Here is a 19528-nt window from a genome sequence, read left to right on the forward strand (position 1 = left end):
TCGCCCGCTGCGGGACGCAAATTCGCACTCCGGGTATTCATGCGGTGCCGCATCCGGTTTCGGAGAGCTAATGTGCACGCATGTGTAGTGACATCACCCGCCTGCGCGGCCTGGAGCCTGCCGCTACCGAGCAGGAAATCTATGCTGCCGCACTGCAGTACGTGCGCAAGGTCGGTGGTGTGTCCGGCCTGTCCACCACCACCAAGGCAGCGGTGGACAAGGCCGTGGCGACCATCGCGGCCGCGACCACGACCCTGCTCGCGGAGCTGCCCGACCACCCGGCCGCCGACGGCGTGGAACCGCCCTTGCGGCGCAACCGCGTCAGGGAGGTCGTCACGGACTGACGGCCTGCCCGGAACCGTAGGCGGCCAGGCAGGTCAGGGCCGTCTCCAGGGCCAGCGCCCGGTGTTCGACGGGATGCCCGAGCAACTCCTCGATGCGCTGCAGGCGGTAGCGCACGGTGTTCTTGTGGACGCCGAGCGCCTTGGCGGTGGCCTCGGGGCTGCGCTGCCGGGACAGGTAGACGTGCAGGGTGTCGCGCAGCCGGACGGTCGCGGGATCGGTCCCGGCGAGCGCGCCCAGCTCGCGCCGGATCAATCCCCACATCGCGTGCTGATCGACCCCGGCGAGGTAGGCGATCTCCACGTCGCGGTAGGCGACCACCCGCCTGCCGCCGCCGCGTTCGGCCACCTGCCGGGCCGCCATCGCCTCGCGGTGTCCGTCCCGGAATCCGGCCACCCGGGCGCCGGGCACCCCGAAGGCGATCCGGACCGGCGCCTCGATCTGCCCGTCCAGCACCTGTTCGATGCGTCCGGGCGCGGCGAGGTCGGCGGCGTGCGCTGCATCGTCGAGACCGGCCCACGCCCACATGCCGCTGGCGCCGGAGGCGACGGTGAGCAGGCGGTTGGTGCCGAGTTCCGCGGCGACCCGCGCCGCCACCCGGTCGAGCAGTCCGGTGACCTCCGCGTCGCCGCCGGGTTCGATCCGGTCGGTCCACAGCACGAAGGCCAGGTGGTGCAGGCCGAGCCGGTAGCCGAGCCGCACCGAGGCCTGGTCGGCGTCGAGTTCCTCGCCGGCCAGCAGCGCGTGCACGGTCTCGATGCGCCGGTTCAGCGCGGCGCGCAGCACCCGCTCGCGCTCCTCCATATAGGTGTCGGTGAGCAGTTCCACCGACAGGCTGATCCACTTCGTGGTGCGGTCGAACATCCGCAGCATGACGGCGCGTTCGATCTCCGCGGGCACCTCGCGCTGGCCCACCGCGTCGTTCATGTAGTCCAGCACCGCCTCCATCCCGGCGTGGTAGGTGCGTAGCAGCACCCGCAGGTCGAAGCCGCGGCGGGCGATCGTGCGGGCGAAGGCGTGCGCCTCGGCGGGCAGGGTGAACTCGAAGGTGTCGCTGGTGAGCCCGGCGAGCACGGTCCTGGCGTGGGCGCGGGTGCTGGCGGCGAGGTCGCGGCTCATGTCGCGGTCGGACAGTTCCGGCACGCGCGCGACGATGGCGGTGTCGAGCCGGCGCACGACCTGCTCGAGCGTCTCGGCGCGCATCGTCTCCGAGACGTAGTCGGCCAGCCAGTCGCGCACGACCACGCTGTTGGGCTCAACCGCCCCGGACTCCCCTGCTTGTGTCACCGATACAAACCGACCCGTCCTCGTTGACCGAATGGGCCAAGAAACTCCCCCGTCATTGTGTCACGATCATAGTTCAGTGAGCTGACTCACAGCGGTCGGCGCACGGCGGTCCACAGCACGACGTCAGTGGGAGAACAGCAGTGACCAACACCGAGTCCGCGCCGAAGCAGGCGAGGAAGGCACAGGCAGCGACGCCGGTCGAGCCCGCACCGAGCGCGCCCGGTCCGGACGTCATCGAGGTGCGCAACCCCGGTACCGGCGAACTCGTCGGCACGGTGCCCGCGCAGGGCGCCGACGAGGTCGCCACGACCGTGCGGAAGTTGCGCGAGCACCAGGCGGCCTGGGAGGCCCTCGGCCCCGACGGCCGCAAGGAATGGCTGTTGAAGATGCAGGACTGGATCATCGACAACACCGAGCAGCTGGCCGATGTGTTGCAGTCGGAGACCGCCAAGGCGCGCGGCGACGCGCTGATCGACCCGGCCTTCGGCGCCGACCTGATCGGCTATTACGCCCGGCGCGCGGCCAAGTTCCTGGCCGACGAGCATCCCTCCCCGCACAGCCCGCTGGCCCGGGTGAAGAAGCTGACCGTGGCCTACCGCCCCTATCCGGTGGTCGGCGTGATCACGCCGTGGAACTTCCCGCTGGCGATGCCGATCATGGACGTCTTCCCGGCGCTGGCCGCGGGCGCGTCGGTGGTGCTCAAGCCCTCGGAGGTGACCCCGCTCTCGGCGCTGGAGCTGGCCAGGGGCTGGGCCGAGATCGGCGCGCCGCCGGTGTTCGCGGTGGTCACCGGCGCGGGCGCGACGGGCGCCGCGGTGATCGACAACGTCGACTACGTGCAGTTCACCGGGTCCACCGCCACCGGCCGCAAGATCGCCGCGGCCTGTGTGGAGCGGATGATTCCCTACAGCCTGGAACTCGGCGGCAAGGATCCCGCGATCGTGCTGGCCGACGCGGATCTCGAGCGCGCCGCCAACGGCATCGCCTTCGGCGGCATGTTCAACGCCGGGCAGGTCTGCATCTCGGTGGAGCGGGTCTACGTGGAGGCTCCGGTCTACGACGAGTTCGTCGCCAAGCTCACCGAGAAGGTCCGCGCCCTGCGCCAGGGCCTCGACGACCGCTCGATCAAGCACGACCTGGGCGCGCTCGCGAACGAGAACCAGGTGCGCATCGTGCAGCGCCATGTCGAGGAGGCCGTCGCGGCCGGGGCGAAGGTGCTCACCGGCGGCAAGCGGACCGGTCAGGGCACGTTCTTCGAGCCGACGGTGCTGGTGGACGTGGACCAGAGCATGTCGTGCATCACCGAGGAGACCTTCGGCCCGACCCTGCCCGTGGTGAAGGTCGCCGACGAGGACGAGGCGATCCGGTTCGCCAACGACTCGATCTACGGACTGTCGGCCTCGGTGTGGACCGGCGACAAGGAGCGGGGCGAACGCATCGCCCGTCAGCTCGACGCGGGCGCGGTCAACATCAACGACGTGTTCGCCAACCTGTTCAGCTTCGCGCTGCCGATGGGCGGCTGGGGCCTGTCGGGAGTGGGGGCGCGCTGGGGCGGCGCGGCGGGCGTGCGCAAGTACTGCCGCCAGAAGGCGATCACCAAGCCGATCCTGCCGACCCAGGAGCGCGAGCTGTTCTGGTACCCGTACAAGCTGCCCAACCTGCTGGCCGCGGTGGGCACCATGCGGCTGGCCGGTGCGCGCGGCCTGCGCCGGATCAACATCCCCGCGCTGCTGAGCCTGAAGCGCAACAGCGAGTAGCGGACACGCCGGACGGACCGGCGGCATCCGGGGCGCTGTGGTTCATGACATGTCGTGAACCACAGCGCCTTTCGTTGTGTTCGGACACGGCCGCGGGAAACCTGCCGGTTGTAATGTGATGAAGATCACCGATATGCGCCACGCGGCGGACATTTCCGTTCGGTGTCATTCTCTGCGCGATTACCCGGACCCGCCGTAACACCATCGATCGCCGCGACGACTTCTCCTCACGACACCCATTACTACTGGTCAAACGTCCGAATGCGGCAGCATCGACAGCGGCGGATACGGCTGCTCACAATTCGCCCGTACGGATGATGCGCATCACCACACGACCCTCTATGCTGTCGAGTAACAAACCTGCCGACTGTTTCCGGCGCGCTATCCGAACTTCGGGGCCTGATAAGGCTGGAAATTCAAGACCGATTCTGATAGCAAAGGGCTATGGACCCGCACTTGCGCGACCTGCGGTATTTCGTGGCCGTCGCTGAGGAATTGCATTTCACCAACGCCGCTCAGCGGCTGCACATCGCTCAACCCACCCTGTCGCGTCAGATCCGTCAGCTGGAGCGCCAGCTCGACGTCGTGTTGTTCGACCGCAACCAGCGCAGCGTCGCGCTGACCGTCGCGGGCAAGGAACTGCTCGAGGGCGCCCGCAAGATCCTGGAGCTCTGGGAGGTCACCAACGTCTCGCTGCAGGAGGCGGGCGAAGTGCTGCGCGTCGGCATCCAGTCCGCGCTCGGCCGCGGGTTGCTCAACGACCTGGAGAGCGCCAGCGGCTACCGGCTGGCGCTGCACGCCGCGTCCTGGAACGACCCCTCCAGCGGGCTCGCCGGCCGCCAGGCCGATCTCGCGCTGGTGTGGTTGCCGCTCCCCGACTCCAACCGCTACCGCTGGCAGGTGCTGCGCACCGAGCCGCGCTGGGTGCTGCTACCGGAGAACCACCCGCTGGCCGGCCAGGACGTGATCGACTTCGCCGACCTGATGGACGAGCCGTTCATCGCGCTGCCCGCCGAGGCGGGCGCCATGCGCGATTTCTGGCTCGGCAACGACGGCCGCGGCGGACGCGCCCCCAAGATCGGCGCCGAGGCGGCCACCCCGGAGGACAAGCTCGAGGCCGTCAGCCTCGGTCTCGGGGTCTGCCTGCTCGCGGAGAACAACGTGCCGATGTACCGGTGGCCCGGGCTCACCGCCCGGCCGGTGGGCGGGCTCGCGCCCTGCGAACTGGCGGTCGCCTGGCGAGCCGACGACACCCGGCCGACGATCCTGGAATTCGCGGGCCGGGCGATGGAAGGCGGCTTCGCCACGCTGCAACAGCAGCACCAGCCGGTCGCGAGCTGAGCCGCCGGGCACGGTCGCGGCCCGTGCCCGGTTGCCGAAATCGCATGATCGGCGGCGAGGGTGGCAAGTATCATTCCCGGTACCGCGCGGGGACGATGACGTCGGGTGTGGCGGAACCCAATCCGGCACGCTACTGCCGACCAGTGCGGATGACCGCGATCATCCGCTCAGCCACCAGGTCCGAGAATGAGTGCCGAGTCCGAGAGAAGTCTTCCGCCGGGTCGAATCCCCGACCGCCGGGCAGGTGGCCGCCTGCTCGGGGCCGAGCCCGGCGCGGTGCGCGCCTTCACCGCCGCGTGGGCCGCGCTGGACGATCTCCCCACCACGGACCGGGCCGCGCGGGCGCCGCGCATCGCCGACTATCTGCCCGATGCGCGCACCCTGCGCGTCGAAGCGCTCGTCGAGCTGATCCGGGTCGACCTGCGGCACCGCTGGCTGCGGCCCGCCGGGTCCCTCCCCGACCGCCGCAAGCGGCTCGACGACTACTGCGCCGAGTTCCCCGAACTCGATCGTGACGAGTTGCCCGCCGGGCTGATCTACGAGGAGTTCGTCGTCCGCAGGCACAGCGGCGAGCGCCTCGATCCGCGCGACTGCCTGCGCGAATACCCGGTCCAGGCCCCGGCCCTGCGCGAACTTCTCAACGCCGACGACCTCGACCAGAGCACCCGCCGCGCCCGCCCCGACGAACTGGGCGAGGCATCGGCCCCCGACACCACGCTCTCCGCGACGGCACCCGCCACCCCCGCCGCGGATACCGCACCCGGCCGCGCTGCGGCACCGGATTCCGGGTGGGACGACGACATCACCGTCCTGGCCCCTGGACAGCCGGCCACACCCCCCGTCGACGACACCACGCGGCGCGGCCCCGGACCGGACCCGCGCCGCACGCCGCAGTCGCCGCCCGACACCACGGTCGCCGCGCCCGATCCGCGCACCGCGACGACGCGGGTCGCGTCCGGCGCCGACCAGCCGGGACCGACCGACGACATCACGCTGCTGCCGCACACCGGCGGCGCGGCGGACACCCCCGCCGCCGAGCACGCGGTGAACCCCGCCACCGCCCCGGCTCGTACCTCCGACATGGACGCCACCGCAGCCGCCACCCGCGCCGCGCCGGACGCGACCGGAACGGAGGCGACCGGGACGGCGACGGCGATCGGCTTCGGCGGAGACGATCGGCTCGACCCGCTCGATCGCATCCGCGTCGGTCAGCGGGTGGACGATTTCGATCTGCTCACCGGGCTGGGCAGCGGTGCGTTCGCGCGGGTGTTCCTGGCCCGGCAGCGGTCCATGCAGCGGCTGGTCGCGGTGAAGATCTCCGCCGACCACGGCACCGAGGCGCAGACGCTGGCGCAGCTGGACCACGACTACATCGTGCGCGTCTTCGATCAGCGGCTGATGGATTCCCAGCGCGGTACCGGGGAATCGGCGCGGCGGCTGCGCCTGCTGTACATGCAGTTCCTGCCCGGCGGCACCCTGCTGGGTGTGCTGCGCTGGGTGCGCGCCACCCCGCCCGCCGAGCGCAGCGGCAAACTGCTGCTGGACGCCGTCGACGCGGCGATGGAGGAGAAGGGCGAGATCCGCCCCACCGATTCCAGCGTCCGCGCCGAGATCGCGGGGCTGAGCTGGCCGGAGACGGTGGCGTGGCTGGGCCGCAGGCTCGCCGAGGCACTGGCCTACGCCTCCTCGCACGGCGTGCTGCACCGAGACGTGAAACCGGCCAATGTGCTGCTCACCGCCGAGGCCGTGCCGAAGCTGGCCGATTTCAACATCAGCTTCAGCCGCAACGTGGAGGGCACCAGTCCGGTGGCCTATTTCGGCGGCTCGCTGGCCTACATGTCCCCCGAACAGCTGGAAGCCTGCCACCCCGGCTGGGAGCGTTCCGCCGCCGATCTGGACACCCGCGCCGACATCTTCTCGCTGGGCGTGGTGCTCTGGGAGTTGCTCACCGGCGCGAAACCGTTCGACGACTCGACCGCGGGCGCGGGCAGGCGCGGTGACGACACCACGCTGGAGGCGATGCTGGAGCGCCGCAGCCTCGGCGTCGACCCCGCCGCGCTCGACCGGGTGCCGCCGGACTGCCCCGCCGCCCTGCGCCGCGTCCTGCTGACCTGCCTGGAACCCGACCGGGAACGCCGCTGGGCCGGCGGTGACGTGCTGGCCAAGCAACTGGACCTGTGCCTGGATCAGCGGGCACGCGAACTGGTCGACCCGAAGCCGGGCAGCTGGCGGCTGCGGCTGCGACCGTGGATCGTGCCGGTGCTGCTGGTGGCCATCGGGCTGCCGAATCTGCTCGCCTCGCTCTACAACATCCAGCACAACCAGACGCTGATCGTCGCGCGGATGACCGAGGACGCCCAACGCACCTTCCTCATCATCACCGGCGTGGTGAACAGCGTGTTCTTCCCGCTCGGATTCGTCGTCGTCGCCTACATGTCGCGGTATGTGCTCTCGGTGCCGAGAGGGCTGCGCCGCGGGCGCCGGTACGACCCGGACACGCTGCGAAGAGCCCGGTGCGACGCGCTGCTGCTCGGAGAGCGGGCGGTGGCGATCCCGTTCTCGCTGTGGGTGCTGGCCGGACTCACCTTCCCGCTGGCCCTGCAGTTGTCCACCGGCGGGATCACCGCGAGCGCGGTGATCCACTTCCTGGCCTCGCTGGTGGTGTGCGGTGCGATCGCGGCGTCGTATCCGTTCTTCCTGGCGACCTTCTACATCGTGCGCTGCATCTACCCGATCTTCCTGCGGCACGGGGAGATCAGCGCCGACGACGCGGTGCGGCTGCGCGCCCTGGACCGCCGCTGCAACGGCTATCTGGCGATCGCCGCCTCGGTGCCGCTGCTGGCGGTGGCCGGGGTGACCTTCCTGCCCCCGGGCGACATCCCGCAGGTGATCGTGGCGGTGCGGGTGCTGTGCGTGGGCGGCATCGTCGCATTCGTTGCCTCCTACCTGCTGTTCCGGGCGTTGGAGGCGGATCTGCAGGCGCTGGAGCGGGTGGTGTCGCCGGATTCGGCGCGCGGTCCCGACCCGGAGCCGCCCTCGTGACCCAGCCGGTCGCCGACGCCGTCGCCCGGTTCACCGCGCGGTGGCGCGAATCCCTGCGCACCGGCGCCGAGCCGCCGCGCCCGGCCGATTTCGTGCCGCGCGCCGCGCACGCCCGTCGCGCGGTGCTGCTGGCACTGGTCCGCGCCGACATCCGCGCCCGTGCCGCACACCCCGGCCTGGTCAAGGACATCGACGACTACCGGGCCGAGTTCCCGGAACTGTCCGACACCTCCGCCCTCATCGACCTGCTGGCCGTGGCCACGCGGTCCGCCGCCGACCTGACCAGAACCGGTGCGGCACGGCCCGACCACACCTCGGCCGCGTCGACCGACGGCCGCACGGCGCCGGCCACCCCCCTCGACGACATCGAGGACACCGAGACCGCGTGCGCGGCACGGCCCGGCCGCACACACACCGCGAGCAGGACACCGATACCGTCCGCCACGGACGGCACCGCCCGTCCCGGCGACCGGATCGACGACTTCGACCTGCTCGCCGAACTGGGCGAAGGAGCGTCCGGGCGGGTCTTCCTGGCCCGGCAGATCTCCATGCAGCGCCTGGTCACCCTGCGCCTGACGCGCGGCACCGAGCTGCCGCACGCGATGGCCGAGCTGGATCACCCGCACATCGTGCGCGTCTACGACCAGCGGCTGCCGGGCGGCGCCGAAGGTCTGGTCTACATGCAGTACCTGCCGGGTGGAACGGCCGAACACCTGCTGGCCGCCCGCCGCAGCCACGGACCGACCGGCGGCGGGCTGCTGCTACGGGCGGTCGACACCGCGATGGAGGCGAAAGGCGAGATTCCGCCGTCGGATTCGCCGATCCGCGCGCGGCTGGCCGGACTCGGCTGGCCGGAGACGGTCGCCTGGATCGGCCGCGGCCTGGCCACCGCGCTGGACTACGCAGCCCGCCACGGCACCCTGCACCGCGCGGTCAAGCCGGCCAACGTGGTGTTCACCGCCGAGGGCGTGCCGAAGCTCGCCGACTTCGCCGCCGACCCCACCGGCATCGATACCGGCGCGGCCCTGCGCTACCGCGCCCCGGAAGAACTCGCCGTCCTGGGCCGGGGCCCGCGAAACGATCCCCAGCCGTCCACAGGCGCGGTCGGGGAACCCGGACACGCCGCGCCCGAGGTCGGCGCGCGCGCCGACATCTACGCCCTCGGACTGCTGCTCTGGGAGCTGCTGACCGGCCGCTGCCCGTTCGACGACGAGGGCCTGCCCCCCGAGCAGATGCTCGCGCACCGCCGCCGCGGACTCCCCGACTCGGCCACGGCCGCCCTGCCCGCCGGCTGCCCCACCGCCCTGGTCCGCGTCCTACGCACCTGCCTCGACCCCGATCCCGCCCGGCGCTGGCCCGACGGCGCGGTGCTCGCCCAGCAGCTCGACCTGTGCCTCGACGAACGGGCCAGGGAGCTGGTCGACCCGCCGCCGGGCAGCCCGCGGCGCAGGCTGGTGCGGTGGCGGGTGCCGTTGATCGCCGCCGCGATCACCGTCCCGAACGTCCTGGCCTCGCTCTACAACATCGACCACAGCCGCAAACTGATCACCGGACGGCTCACCGAGCGCACCCAGGAGCTGTTCGCGACCAGCACGGTCGTCACCAACCTGCTGTTCTTCGCCATGGCCGCCGCGCTGCTCACCTACTGGTCCCGCCGGATCATCACGGTGCCGCGCGGACTGCGCGCCGGGGTGACCTACCCGCCGGGCGAGCTGGCACGCGCCCGCCGCGACGCGATCCTGCTCGGCGACCGCGCGGTGCTGGTGGCCTTCGGCTTCTGGATGATCAGCGCGGCCAGCTACCCGCTCGGTGTCACGGCGGCCGGTGACCGGCTCGCACCGCACGCGTTCGCCCACTTCCTCGCCTCGCACGCGGTGTGCGGGGCGATCGCGCTGGCGTATCCGTTCTTCCTGGTGAACTTCTACGTGGTGCGGTGCCTGTACCCGATGCTGCTCGGACACAGCGCCGTCGGCACCGACGACGGAGCCCTGCTGCGTGGGCTGCAACGCCGCTGCGTGGGCTACCTGCTGATCGCCGCGTCCATCCCGCTGCTCGCCGTCGCCGGGGTGACGCTGCTACCGGTCGAGGACGTCGCCCGCATCATCGTCGTGGTGCGGGTGCTGTGCCTGGGCAGCATCGTCATGTTCGTGGCCAGCTACCTGCTGTTCCGGGCGATCGAACGCGACCTGTCGGCGCTGGCCCGGGTGGCGCGGCCCGGACTCGCGCCCCTCACCACCCGGGCGTGAACGAGCCGGCGCCCTCCGTGGTGACGCTCCGCTACCGCCTCCGTGGTGACGCTCCGCTACCGCCTCCGGGTGCCCCGCTCAGGCGCCGCCGTAGACCTTGGGGTCGAGGGTGCCGATGTAGGGCAGGTCGCGGTAGCGCTCGGCGTAGTCGAGGCCGTAGCCGACGACGAACTCGTTGGGGATGTCGAAGCCGACGTGGGCGACCTCGACCTGGGTGCGCAGCGCGTCGGGCTTGCGCAGCAGGGTGACCACCTCGAGCGAGGCCGGATTGCGGGTGGACAGGTTGCGCTTGAGCCACGACAGCGTCAGGCCGGAGTCGATGATGTCCTCGACGATCAGCACATTGCGCCCGGCGATGTCCTTGTCCAAATCCTTCATGATCCGCACCACGCCCGAGGAGGAGGTGGACGACCCGTAGGAGGAGACGGCCATGAATTCCATCTGGGTCGGAATCGGCAGCGCCTTGGCCAGGTCGGTCATGAAGAAGATCGCGCCCTTGAGCACGCCCACCAACAGCAGATCACCTTCGGGGGCGCCGGCCGGATAGCGCTTGGCGATCAGCTCGGCCAGTTCCTTGGTCTTGGCGGCGATCTGTTCCTCGGTGATCAGCACCGACGCGATGTCGTCCCCGTACACGTGTCGTGGTGTCCCTTCCCTGTGTTCGCGGCACGTTCACCGCGCGGGCGATCGTGCTTGCCTGCGCAGTGTCAGCCTGCCACGTTCGCGCGCGGCAACCAACCTCATCCCCGGTGTTCCGCCGCCGACGGCCACCCCGCCCTGGCCTCGCCAGGCGGTAACCAGCGCGTCGATCGCGCGTAATTGCCTGTCGGTCAGTGCCTTCGCGCCGCCGTCGAGCAGCCAGGCGCGGATGGCGCGGCGGCGCAGCGCGGCCGGAGCCGTGGCCAGCGTCTCGATCCGCAGGTCACCGGCATCGGCGGCCGCGCTCGCGAGGTCGGCGGCCAGTGCGTCGAGCACCGCGCCGTCCTCGCGCAACTGCTGCCCGGTGCGGGCCAGCGCCTCGGCCACCCCGCCGCCGAGCACGTCCTCGAGCAGCGGCAGCACCTCGGTGCGCAGCCGCACCCGGGTGAACTCGGCGGACCGGTTGTGTGGGTCCTCGTGCGGGGTGAGGCCGAGGTCGGCGCACAGTCGCCGGGTGTCGGCCCGGCGCACCCCGAGCAGCGGCCTGCCCCACGGCGGGGTGTAGGCGGCCATGCCGCGGATGGATCGCGCGCCGGAGCCGCGGGCCAGGCCCAGCAGCACGGTTTCGGCCTGGTCGTCGAGGGTGTGCCCGAGCAGCACCGGAAGACCCGCGCGCGCACTGCCCAGCGCGGCGTAGCGGGCCTCGCGGGCGGCGGCCTCCAGCCCGCCGTCGCTGCCGACGCGCACGCGCAGCACCCGCACCGAACGGCAGCCCAGTGTCCGGGCCTGGGCCGCGGCCGCCGCGGCCACCGCGTCCGACCCCGCCTGCAAGCCGTGATCGACGACGAGGGCGTCCACCGCCGCGGCTTCCACCACGGCCGCCGCGGTCAACGCCAAGGAGTCGGCCCCACCGGACAACGCGACCGCGACGGCGGGCGCGGCACCGGGCAGGTGTTCGGCGAGCCACCCGCGCACGGCGTGCCGCAGCACGAGCGCCGCGGGGGTCTCGGGCAGGGTGCGTGTGTCCGCGCTCAGTTCAGGACGCGGGCGATCCACCGGTCCGGGTCCTCGATCTCGTCGGTGCGCGGCAGCGTCTCCGCGTCGGTCCACACCGTGTTGAACGAGGCCATCCCCACCCGGCCCACCACGTGGTCCACGAACGCCTTGCCCCGCACGTACTGGGCGACCTTCGCGTCCACGCCGAGCAGGGCGCGCAGGATCCGCTGGATCGGGTTGGCCGGGCGCTGCCTGCGCTTGTCGAAGGCGGCGCGGATCTGCGCGACGGTGGGGATCACCGCGGGCCCGACCGCGTCCATCACGTGGTCGGCGTGGCCCTCGAGCAGGGTGCCGAGCATGAGCAGCCGGTCCAGGGCCTCCCGCTGCGGTGGCGCCTGGGTGGCGCGCAGCAGGCCGATGACCCCGCGATTGGCGGGATCGTCGGGCACACCGCCGCGCCTGCGCTCGCGCACCTCCGCCACCAGCCGCGACAGCATCTCGGCCAGCGGCTCCTCGCCCACCTCGCCGAGCACGTCGACATTGCTGCGCATGTAGTCGGCCAGCCAGGGCGCCGAGGAGAACTGCACCCGGTGGGTCACCTCGTGCAGGCACACCCAGAAACGGAAGTCCGTCGGCGAGACGCCGAGCGCGCGTTCGACCGCCATGATGTTGGGCGCCACCAGCAGCAGCGTTCCGTCCGGCCCGGTGAACGGGTCGTACTGGCCGAGGATCGCGGTGGACAGGAAGGCCAGCATCGCGCCGGCCTGCACCCCGGCGGGTTTGCCGGCGAGCCTGCCCTTGAAGCCGGTGTCGGCCTGCGCGCCGGTGCCGGTGAGCGTGGACATCGAGTCCGCGGCGGCGCTGATCCAGCCGGGCCGGTCGACGATCCTGGCCTCGGGTACCGGCTGGTCGTCGAGAAGCCCGCTGACCTCGCGCACCGGTCCTTCGGCTCGGATGGAGGACGCGGCGAGCTCGGCGACCACCTGCTCGGCCGAGTACCGCGAGGTGCGCGGTCCCGCGGGCACCAGCGCGGCGCCGGTGCGCGCGGCCAGCCGCCAGTCGACGGCGCCGGACAGCCCGGAACGGCGCGGTGACTCGGTCGTCCCGGCCGCGGTGTCGGTCTCGTCAGCGCCTTCGAACATGGTCAACCACCCGTCACGAGCATCCACAGTTGCGCAGCGTGCCCGCGATGGCATCCAACGCCGGCCTGCTCACCTCCGGCGGCCGATCGTTCGACATCAACGCGAAGGTCAGCACCCGCCCGTCTCGGTCGAGCACATACCCGACCAACGCGCTGGCAACCGTGAGAGTTCCGGTTTTGGCCCGTACCCAGCCCGCGCCCTCGCGATTGCGGGTGACATACCGTTCGGCGAGCGAGCCGGTCGCCCCGGCCACCGGCAGCTGGTCGAGCAACGGCGCCAGCGTCGCGGCCAGCCGGTCGCTCTCCGGCTCGGCCTTGGTCCCGGCCGGGCGGGCCAGGGCCGTGCCGGTGGGCTGGGCGGCGGTGGCGATCACCTTGTCGAGCAGCCGGGCGGGCAGCCGGTCGTCCACCGACAAGCCGCTGGTGTCGTGCATGTCCATGCCGCTCACGTCGAAGCCCGCCTTCTCCAGCGTGGCGCGCACCGCGGCCACGGCGCCGGTGAAGGACGGTTCGTGGCCGGTGGCCAGGGCGATCTCGCGGCCGATCGTCTCGGCCAGCACGTTGTCGGAGTGCACCATCATGTCGCGCAGCCGGTCGCGCAGCGGCGCCGAATGTACCGCGGCCACCTCGGCGGCGTCGGGTGCCGCGGTGCCCGCCCGCACCCGGGCGGGGTCGAGCCCGAGCGCGGTGGCCAGGGCGCGCCCGGCGTCGAGGGCCGGTTCGGTGGTGCGCGGGGAGTATTCGACCAGCGGGCTCAGCCTGCCGCCGTCGATCATCACCGGCTCGATCGGGGCGATGGACCCCTCCGGCACGTCGATCGGGTCCCAGCCCCGCGCCATGGTCGGTCCGCTGAAGGCCGAGGTGTCCACGACGATGGTGTCGACCGCGCGTCCGGAGGCCTTGATCTGGTCCACCAGATCCGACAGCCGCGCCGCGTTCGGGTAATACCCCTTGCCGTCCGGCTGGGCGGTCAGCGTCGGGTCACCGCCGCCGACGAGCACCAGTTCCCCCGCCGCCGAGCCGACGACCACCTCGGTGGCCACCCGCCGGTCCGCGGGCAGTGCCAGCAGCGCCGCGGCGGCGGTGAGGATCTTGGCCGTGGAGGACGGGATCATCGGTGTGCCCGGGTCGGCGCTCCACAGCGTCACCCCGCTCTCGGCATCGGTGACGATGCCGGTGAACGCGCCCAGATCCGGGTTCGTGACGGCCGCGGCCAACGCCGTCGAGACCCCCGACGGGCTCGGCGCGGGCGCCTCGGTCGCCGGGGTCACCCGGGGGAACGCCTTGACCGGCGCGGGCGGGGCCGCGACGGTCAGCCCGCCGTGCCGGAATTCCGGGGTCCAGGGCCGCACCACCAGCAGCACCGCGGCGACGGCGAGGAGCAGCGCGGTCGCGGCGGCCGTGGCCCCGATCCACAACCGCCTGCGCCGCCGGGCCGCCAAGTCACCGATCTTCCTGTCGTTCCCACCAACCACGTGCCCGTCGTCTCCCTGACTCCGCTCACCGCGCACCGCCTGGCGCACCCGTATCCGCACCGCTCACACTATCCTCGTTCCGCTACCGTTCCCCCGAACAGTCGGCGAGTCGGCCGCGTGCCCGCTCGCGCCCACAGAAGCACCACAGAAGGAGATGGCGTGGAGTTCGACGTCACCATCGAGATCCCGAAGGGATCCCGGAACAAGTACGAAGTCGATCACGAGACCGGGCGGGTCCGCCTCGACCGTTTCCTGTACACCTCGATGGTGTACCCGGCCGACTACGGCTTCATCGAGAACACCCTGGGCGAGGACGGCGATCCGCTGGACGCGCTGGTGCTGCTGCCCGATTCGGTGTTCCCCGGCGTGATCGTGGAGGCCCGTCCGGTCGCCATGTACAAGATGGAGGACGAGGCGGGCGGCGACGCGAAGGTGCTGTGTGTGCCCGCCGGCGACCCGCGCTGGGACCACATCCAGGATCTGGCCGACGTGCCGGAGTTCGAGCTGGCCGCGATCAAGCACTTCTTCGAGCGCTACAAGGACCTCGAGCCGGGCAAGTACGTGAAGGGCTCGGAGTGGGTCGGCCGCGCCGAGGCCGAGGCCGAGGTCGAGGCGTCGTTCAAGCGACTGCAGGACAAGGGCGGCCACTGAGCCTGCCCCGCACACGGCGAAAGGGACGTCCGGCCGATGCCGGGCGTCCCTTTCTCGTCGCGGTGTGCGGAACCGGAGATCAGTAGTAGATGTAGAGGTCCCAGCCGTCCCAGTTCTCGATGCACTCCCAGTAGTAGCCGCCGGTGCTCGGGGAGATGCCGTCGGCGCGGCAGGCCTCCAGGGTGGCGTAGGTGCCGATGTAGGTGCCGCCGTAGTAGGCGGCCTGGTAGGTGGTCTCGATCGGCGCGGCGGCGGAGGCCGTGGCCGCCGTCGACACCCCGGCGACGGCGGCGGTGGCCAGCAGGCCGGCGGCGATGAGGGACTTGATGCGCATGTCGTGCTCCTGTCGGAAGGTGCGGGTCGGTGTGACAGGAACAACGGTATGGTTCGGAAAAGCCCTGCACAGCCACCCCTAGGTGGCGATACCGGGCACCCTGGCGGTGTTCACCACCGCCACCTTCGGACCTCCGCGCCCCACCCTCGGGTGGACGGCGTGAACGACGAAGCCCGCCGGTCGTGGGGACCGGCGGGCTCGGGCTCGGGGCTCGGAGCTCAGGGCTCAGCGTCCCTTGAACTCCGGCGCGCGCTTCTCGAACACCGCCTGGATCGCCTCGGTCAGGTCCTCCGAGGGCAGGAAGGCCGCGTTCCACGCCGAGACGTAGCGCAGGCCCTCGGCGATGTCGTTGACCCGCCGCTGCTCGAGCACGTCCTTGACGCCCTGCACCACCAGCGGCGGGTTGGCCGCGATCTCGCGGGCCAGCGCGTGCGCCGCGGCCAGCACCGCCTGCTGGTCCGGGTACACGTCGTTGACCAGCCCGATCTTCTCCGCGCGTGCGGCGTCGATGTCCTTGCCGGTGTAGGCCAGCTCGCGCAGGTGGCCCTCGCCGATGATGCCGGGCAGGCGCTGCAGCGAGCCCACGTCGGCGACGATGGCGACCTTGGCTTCGCGCACGCTGAACTGGGCGTCGGCGCTGGCGAGCCGGATGTCGGCGGCCGCGATGAGGTCGACGCCGCCGCCGATGCACCAGCCCGACACCGCCGCGATCACCGGCTTGGAGCACTCGGCGACGGAGTTGATCGAGGCCTGCAGCCTGCGGATCTCCTTGAGGAAGTCGGTGCGCGGGGCCGCCAGCGCCCGGTCGGCCATCAGCGGGCCGAAGGTGCCGGACATGGCAGGCAGGTCGAGACCGTAGGAGAAGTGTTTGCCGGAGCCGGTGATCACGACCGCGCGCACCTGCGGGTCGGCATCGAGCCCGGCGAAGATCTCCGGGAGCTCCCGCCAGAAATCCGGTCCCATCGCGTTGCCCTTGCCGGGACCGGTCAACGTCACCTGGGCGACATGGTCGCTGATCTCGACCGTGAAAGCCTGCCAATCTGTCATCCGCCCACCGTATCGGCCGCGCCGAGGCCGCGGCCAGCCCCTCCCGGCCGCCGCCGCACCCCGCCGGTGCGGATTTCCTTCGGCGTGGATCGAATCCTCGACCCCGCCGGTGCTCGGCACGTTGTTCCAGGTCACCGCGGTGGGCGGGAGGTGACGAGCCACCCAGCACGGCTGCCGCCCGCGCTCGGCGGGTGCCGATGCGGCGTAGCTTGTGGTGGTGTGAGCGAAGTACCTCGCCCCGAGACGGGCATCCGGATCCCCGACGACCTCAGCGGCATCACCGCCGAGCAGTACCGAGCGTCGATGCGGCACTACCCGGCCGGCGTCACCGTGGTCACGCTCGACTCACCGGCCGGACCGGTCGGCTTCACCGCGACGTCGTTCGCGTCGCTGTCGCTGGAGCCGCCGCTGGTCTCGTTCAACATCGCCCACACCTCGTCGAGCCTGACCGCGATGCTGGCCGCCGACTCGGTCGTCATCCACTTTCTCGGCGAACACCAGCGCCACATCGCGCAGCGCTTCTCCCGCACCGCGGCCGAGCGCTTCGCCGACCATTCGCTGTGGACCACGCTGGAGACCGGGGAGCCGGTGCTGCACGGCACTCCCATCTGGGTGCGCGCCGCGGTGCATCAGCTCATCCCGATCGGTGACCACACCTTCGTCGTCGGCCTGGTCACCCGCGTCCACGACGACACCGACGAGAGTCCGTCGGCGGCACCGCTGCTCTACTACAACGGCCGCTACCACCGGCCCACGGCACTGGACGGGTGATCCCGAGGTCGGCGGCCGGTCGCACGATGGCACCACCGGCAGCCGCTGCCGACCGCGGGCCTCAGCGCAGGCAGGGCGCCGCGCCGCCCGCCGAATCACCGCCGAGCGGCCGGGTTTCGGGGCTCGGGCTCCACAGCCCGCCGGTGCACGCGTAGTTCCACGCCGTCCCCCGCTCGACGAGCCGCGCGACCGCGCCGACCAGGCGGTCGACCTGCTCCGAGGTGGTCGACACCCCGACGCTCGCTCGCAGCGCGGCGGCCACCCCGAGCCGGGCCAGCAGCGGATGCGCGCAGAACCGCCCGTCGCGCACGCCGATGCCGTGCTCGGCGGACAGGTAGGCGGCGACATGACCGGGCTCGTACCCGTCGAGGGTGAACGCCACGATTCCGACGCAGTCGCTGCTGTCGGCGAACACGCGCAGCACCCGGCACCCCGGCACCGCGGCGAGACCGGCGCGCAGCCGCTCGGTGAGCTGCCGCTCGTGCGCGACCAGCGCTTCGGCGTCGACCGCGCCCAGCGCATCGCAGGCCGCGGCGATCGCGGCCGCACCGAGCACGTTCGGCGATCCGCCCTCGTGCCGCTGCGGCGCGGGCGCCCACGCCACGTCGGAGACGCCGACCTCGCGCACCGCGCCACCGCCGGCCAGATACGGCTCGGCCGCGTCCAGCCAGTCCCGCCTGCCCACCAGCACCCCGGCGCCGAACGGCGCGTACAGCTTGTGCCCGGAGCAGGCGAGGTAGTCGATGCCGGTGTCGCGCAGGGAGATCCGCCGGTGCGGCGCGAGCTGCGCCGCGTCGACCAGCAGCCGCGCACCGCACTGGTGGGCGATCTCGGCCAGCCTGCGCAGCGGCAGCACCTCGCCGGTCACGTTGGACGCGCCGGTGACCGCGAGCAGCGCGGCGGGGCGGGCGCACAGCTCGGCCACCAGCCTGCGCAGTGTCTCCTCGATCGTGTCGGCCGCGCGCACCACCCGCCGCCCGTGCCTGGTCCAGGGCAGGAAGTTGGCGTGGTGCTCGATGTCGAGCACCACGGTCTCGCCCGGCACGCAGCCGGCCAGCAGGTTCAGCGAGTCGGTGGTGTTGCGGGTGAACACCACCACCTGGTCGTCGCCGGCGTCGAGGAACCGGGCGACCGAGCCGCGCGCGGCCTCGTAGCACTCGGTGGAGATGCGCGAGGCATACCCGGCGCCCCGGTGCACGCTGGCGTAGTAGGGCAGCAGGTGCTGGATCCGGTCGGCCACCGTGGCCAGCGCCGGAGCGCTCGCGGCCAGGTCGAAGTTGGCGTAGGTGGTGGTCCCGCCCTGGACGAGCGGCACGCGCAGGTCGTCGCCGGACACCCGGGCGAAGGCGGCGCAGGTCTGGTCCACAACAGCAGTCATCACGTCATCCCGTCGGTTCATGGACCCGAGATCGAGAGGATTCGTCGAGTCCGCGCTTGCCGCGTCCGGTCGGACGGCGGCCAGGTCGTCACCCGGAGCACCCCACCGCGGAGGAGGGTTGCCGACCAGCGAGCCGGGGCTTTGCGCTGGCACTCATGACCTGGACCGAGATTGGCAGACCCGGCGCCGCGTTGTCAACCACGATCCCCGGCACACCGAAACCGGGTTGCGGGCGCGCGCGGGGTGCGATCCCATCGACAGGTGACCCCCTCGCTGCTGCTCAGCTTCGTCGGCCTGTGCGTGCTGCTGTCGCTGACGCCCGGCCCGGACTCGTTCCTGGTGCTGCGGTTCTCGATCGTGGACGCCCGACCCGGCATCGCCGCGGCGATCGGCTCGGCGCTCGGCGGCATCGCCTGGGCGGTGGTGGTGGCCGCCGGGGTGGCGACCCTGCTCGAACAGTCCGCCACCGCCTACCGCGCCCTGAAGGTGATCGGCGGAATCTACTTGGTGTACTTGGGGATTCGCGCACTGCTCGACCACCGCAAGCAACGCGGAACCGCCGCGGAGCCGCCCGCGCCGGACCGGCACGCCCCCTCGGTTCGCTCGGCGTTCACCGCCGGTGTGGTCTCGTGTCTGTTCAACCCGAAGGTCGGCCTGTTCTACCTGGCGGTGCTGCCCCAGTTCCTCACCGAGGTCACCTTCGCCAACACGCTCGCCCTCGGTGCGATCGAATGCCTGGTGGCCGCGGTGGAGATGGTCCTGCTCGCCCTGCTGGCCGCCCGTGCCGTCGCCCTGCTGCGCACCCCGCGGGTGCGGGACCGGCTCGAACAGGCCAGTGCGGCGATCCTCACCGCGCTCGGCGTCGGCACGGTCGCCTCGGCCTCCTGACCGGGCCTGCGGACCGGGCCTGCCGACCGGCCACGTCCCGGCTCCGCGCACCCGCCGCGCACGACCCGTCCGGGTACCGTGGACAGCTGGTCACCGGGGTGTTTGCCCTCTGGTAACCCTGCTGTGAAACAAACATCCCGACACTGGGCAGGTTCTCGGAGAGGTGGACAGGACGTGACGCTGCAGCCGCAGG

The 19528-nt window shown here is 71.9% G+C and carries 16 protein-coding genes and 1 riboswitch; of the genes, 8 read left to right on the plus strand and 8 right to left on the minus strand.

What is annotated here, in order from left to right; translation table 11 throughout:
- The first annotated feature begins 80 nt into the window (after positions 1-80).
- Entirely contained in the window at positions 81-344 is a 264-nt protein-coding gene (locus AMO33_RS18720; protein ID WP_011206924.1) for a DUF2277 domain-containing protein, read from the plus strand.
- Here the strand turns inward: AMO33_RS18720 and AMO33_RS18725 are convergent.
- Entirely contained in the window at positions 334-1629 is a 1296-nt protein-coding gene (locus AMO33_RS18725; RefSeq protein ID WP_060593746.1) for a PucR family transcriptional regulator, read from the minus strand. The two genes, AMO33_RS18720 and AMO33_RS18725, sit on opposite strands and share 11 nt — an antisense overlap.
- A 140-nt stretch (positions 1630-1769) precedes the next feature.
- On the opposite strand from AMO33_RS18725, the gene AMO33_RS18730 reads away from it, so the two are divergent.
- The 4 genes from AMO33_RS18730 (at position 1770) to AMO33_RS18745 (ending at position 10015) form a co-directional block, all read left to right on the plus strand.
- Positions 1770-3386, plus strand: coding sequence for an aldehyde dehydrogenase family protein (locus tag AMO33_RS18730; RefSeq protein ID WP_082668759.1), 1617 nt, complete (start codon positions 1770-1772; stop codon positions 3384-3386).
- 444 nt (positions 3387-3830) lie between these two features.
- On the plus strand, positions 3831-4727 hold the full coding sequence (locus AMO33_RS18735) for a LysR family transcriptional regulator (RefSeq protein ID WP_011206921.1): 897 nt from the start codon (positions 3831-3833) through the stop codon (positions 4725-4727).
- A 993-nt stretch (positions 4728-5720) separates the two neighbouring features.
- A complete protein-coding gene (locus AMO33_RS18740; RefSeq protein ID WP_373862100.1) occupies positions 5721-7769 on the plus strand; it encodes a serine/threonine-protein kinase in 2049 nt (682 codons plus the stop codon).
- A complete protein-coding gene (locus AMO33_RS18745) occupies positions 7766-10015 on the plus strand; it encodes a protein kinase domain-containing protein (RefSeq protein WP_060593748.1) in 2250 nt (749 codons plus the stop codon). Before AMO33_RS18740 ends, AMO33_RS18745 begins: the two co-directional genes overlap by 4 nt.
- 78 nt (positions 10016-10093) lie before the next feature.
- Here the strand turns inward: AMO33_RS18745 and hpt are convergent, their stop codons facing one another.
- Genes hpt through AMO33_RS18765 form a run of 4 tightly spaced genes read right to left on the minus strand, consistent with a single transcriptional unit; the run spans position 10094 to position 14242 of the window.
- Positions 10094-10651: a hypoxanthine phosphoribosyltransferase gene (gene hpt, locus AMO33_RS18750; protein ID WP_011206918.1), complete on the minus strand. Its 558-nt coding sequence runs from the start codon at positions 10649-10651 to the stop codon at positions 10094-10096.
- A gap of 36 nt (positions 10652-10687) precedes the next feature.
- Positions 10688-11710, minus strand: a complete 1023-nt coding sequence (gene tilS, locus AMO33_RS18755) for a tRNA lysidine(34) synthetase TilS (protein WP_060593749.1) — start codon at positions 11708-11710, stop codon at positions 10688-10690.
- Positions 11686-12792 carry a zinc-dependent metalloprotease gene (locus tag AMO33_RS18760; RefSeq protein ID WP_011206916.1) on the minus strand — a complete coding sequence of 369 codons (1107 nt, stop codon included), beginning with the start codon at positions 12790-12792 and terminating at the stop codon, positions 11686-11688. Before AMO33_RS18760 ends, tilS begins: the two co-directional genes overlap by 25 nt.
- A 13-nt stretch (positions 12793-12805) precedes the next feature.
- Entirely contained in the window at positions 12806-14242 is a 1437-nt protein-coding gene (locus AMO33_RS18765) for a D-alanyl-D-alanine carboxypeptidase/D-alanyl-D-alanine-endopeptidase (protein ID WP_060595041.1), read from the minus strand.
- A 183-nt stretch (positions 14243-14425) separates the two neighbouring features.
- Between AMO33_RS18765 and AMO33_RS18770 the strand changes: the two genes are divergently transcribed.
- Complete coding sequence (locus AMO33_RS18770; protein WP_011206914.1) at positions 14426-14917, plus strand: inorganic diphosphatase; 492 nt, start codon at positions 14426-14428, stop codon at positions 14915-14917.
- A gap of 79 nt (positions 14918-14996) precedes the next feature.
- On the opposite strand, the gene AMO33_RS18775 is transcribed toward AMO33_RS18770, so the two are convergent.
- On the minus strand, positions 14997-15251 hold the full coding sequence (locus AMO33_RS18775; RefSeq protein WP_011206913.1) for a hypothetical protein: 255 nt from the start codon (positions 15249-15251) through the stop codon (positions 14997-14999).
- Between the two features lie 225 nt (positions 15252-15476).
- Entirely contained in the window at positions 15477-16298 is an 822-nt protein-coding gene (locus AMO33_RS18780) for a crotonase/enoyl-CoA hydratase family protein (protein WP_011206912.1), read from the minus strand.
- A gap of 303 nt (positions 16299-16601) precedes the next feature.
- Between AMO33_RS18780 and AMO33_RS18785 the strand changes: the two genes are divergently transcribed.
- Positions 16602-17069, plus strand: coding sequence for a flavin reductase family protein (locus AMO33_RS18785; protein WP_081433270.1), 468 nt, complete (start codon positions 16602-16604; stop codon positions 17067-17069).
- A gap of 61 nt (positions 17070-17130) precedes the next feature.
- Here AMO33_RS18785 and AMO33_RS18790 read toward each other — a convergent pair whose 3' ends face one another.
- Positions 17131-18447 carry an aminotransferase class V-fold PLP-dependent enzyme gene (locus tag AMO33_RS18790; protein ID WP_060593751.1) on the minus strand — a complete coding sequence of 439 codons (1317 nt, stop codon included), beginning with the start codon at positions 18445-18447 and terminating at the stop codon, positions 17131-17133.
- A gap of 47 nt (positions 18448-18494) precedes the next feature.
- Positions 18495-18608, minus strand: a riboswitch (SAM riboswitch).
- A 100-nt stretch (positions 18609-18708) separates the two neighbouring features.
- On the opposite strand from AMO33_RS18790, the gene AMO33_RS18795 reads away from it, so the two are divergent.
- Complete coding sequence (locus tag AMO33_RS18795) at positions 18709-19335, plus strand: LysE family translocator (protein WP_060593752.1); 627 nt, start codon at positions 18709-18711, stop codon at positions 19333-19335.
- Positions 19336-19528: the final 193 nt, after the last annotated feature.

The sequence above is a fragment of the Nocardia farcinica genome (genome assembly GCF_001182745.1).
In the GTDB taxonomy this organism is placed as follows: domain Bacteria; phylum Actinomycetota; class Actinomycetes; order Mycobacteriales; family Mycobacteriaceae; genus Nocardia; species Nocardia farcinica.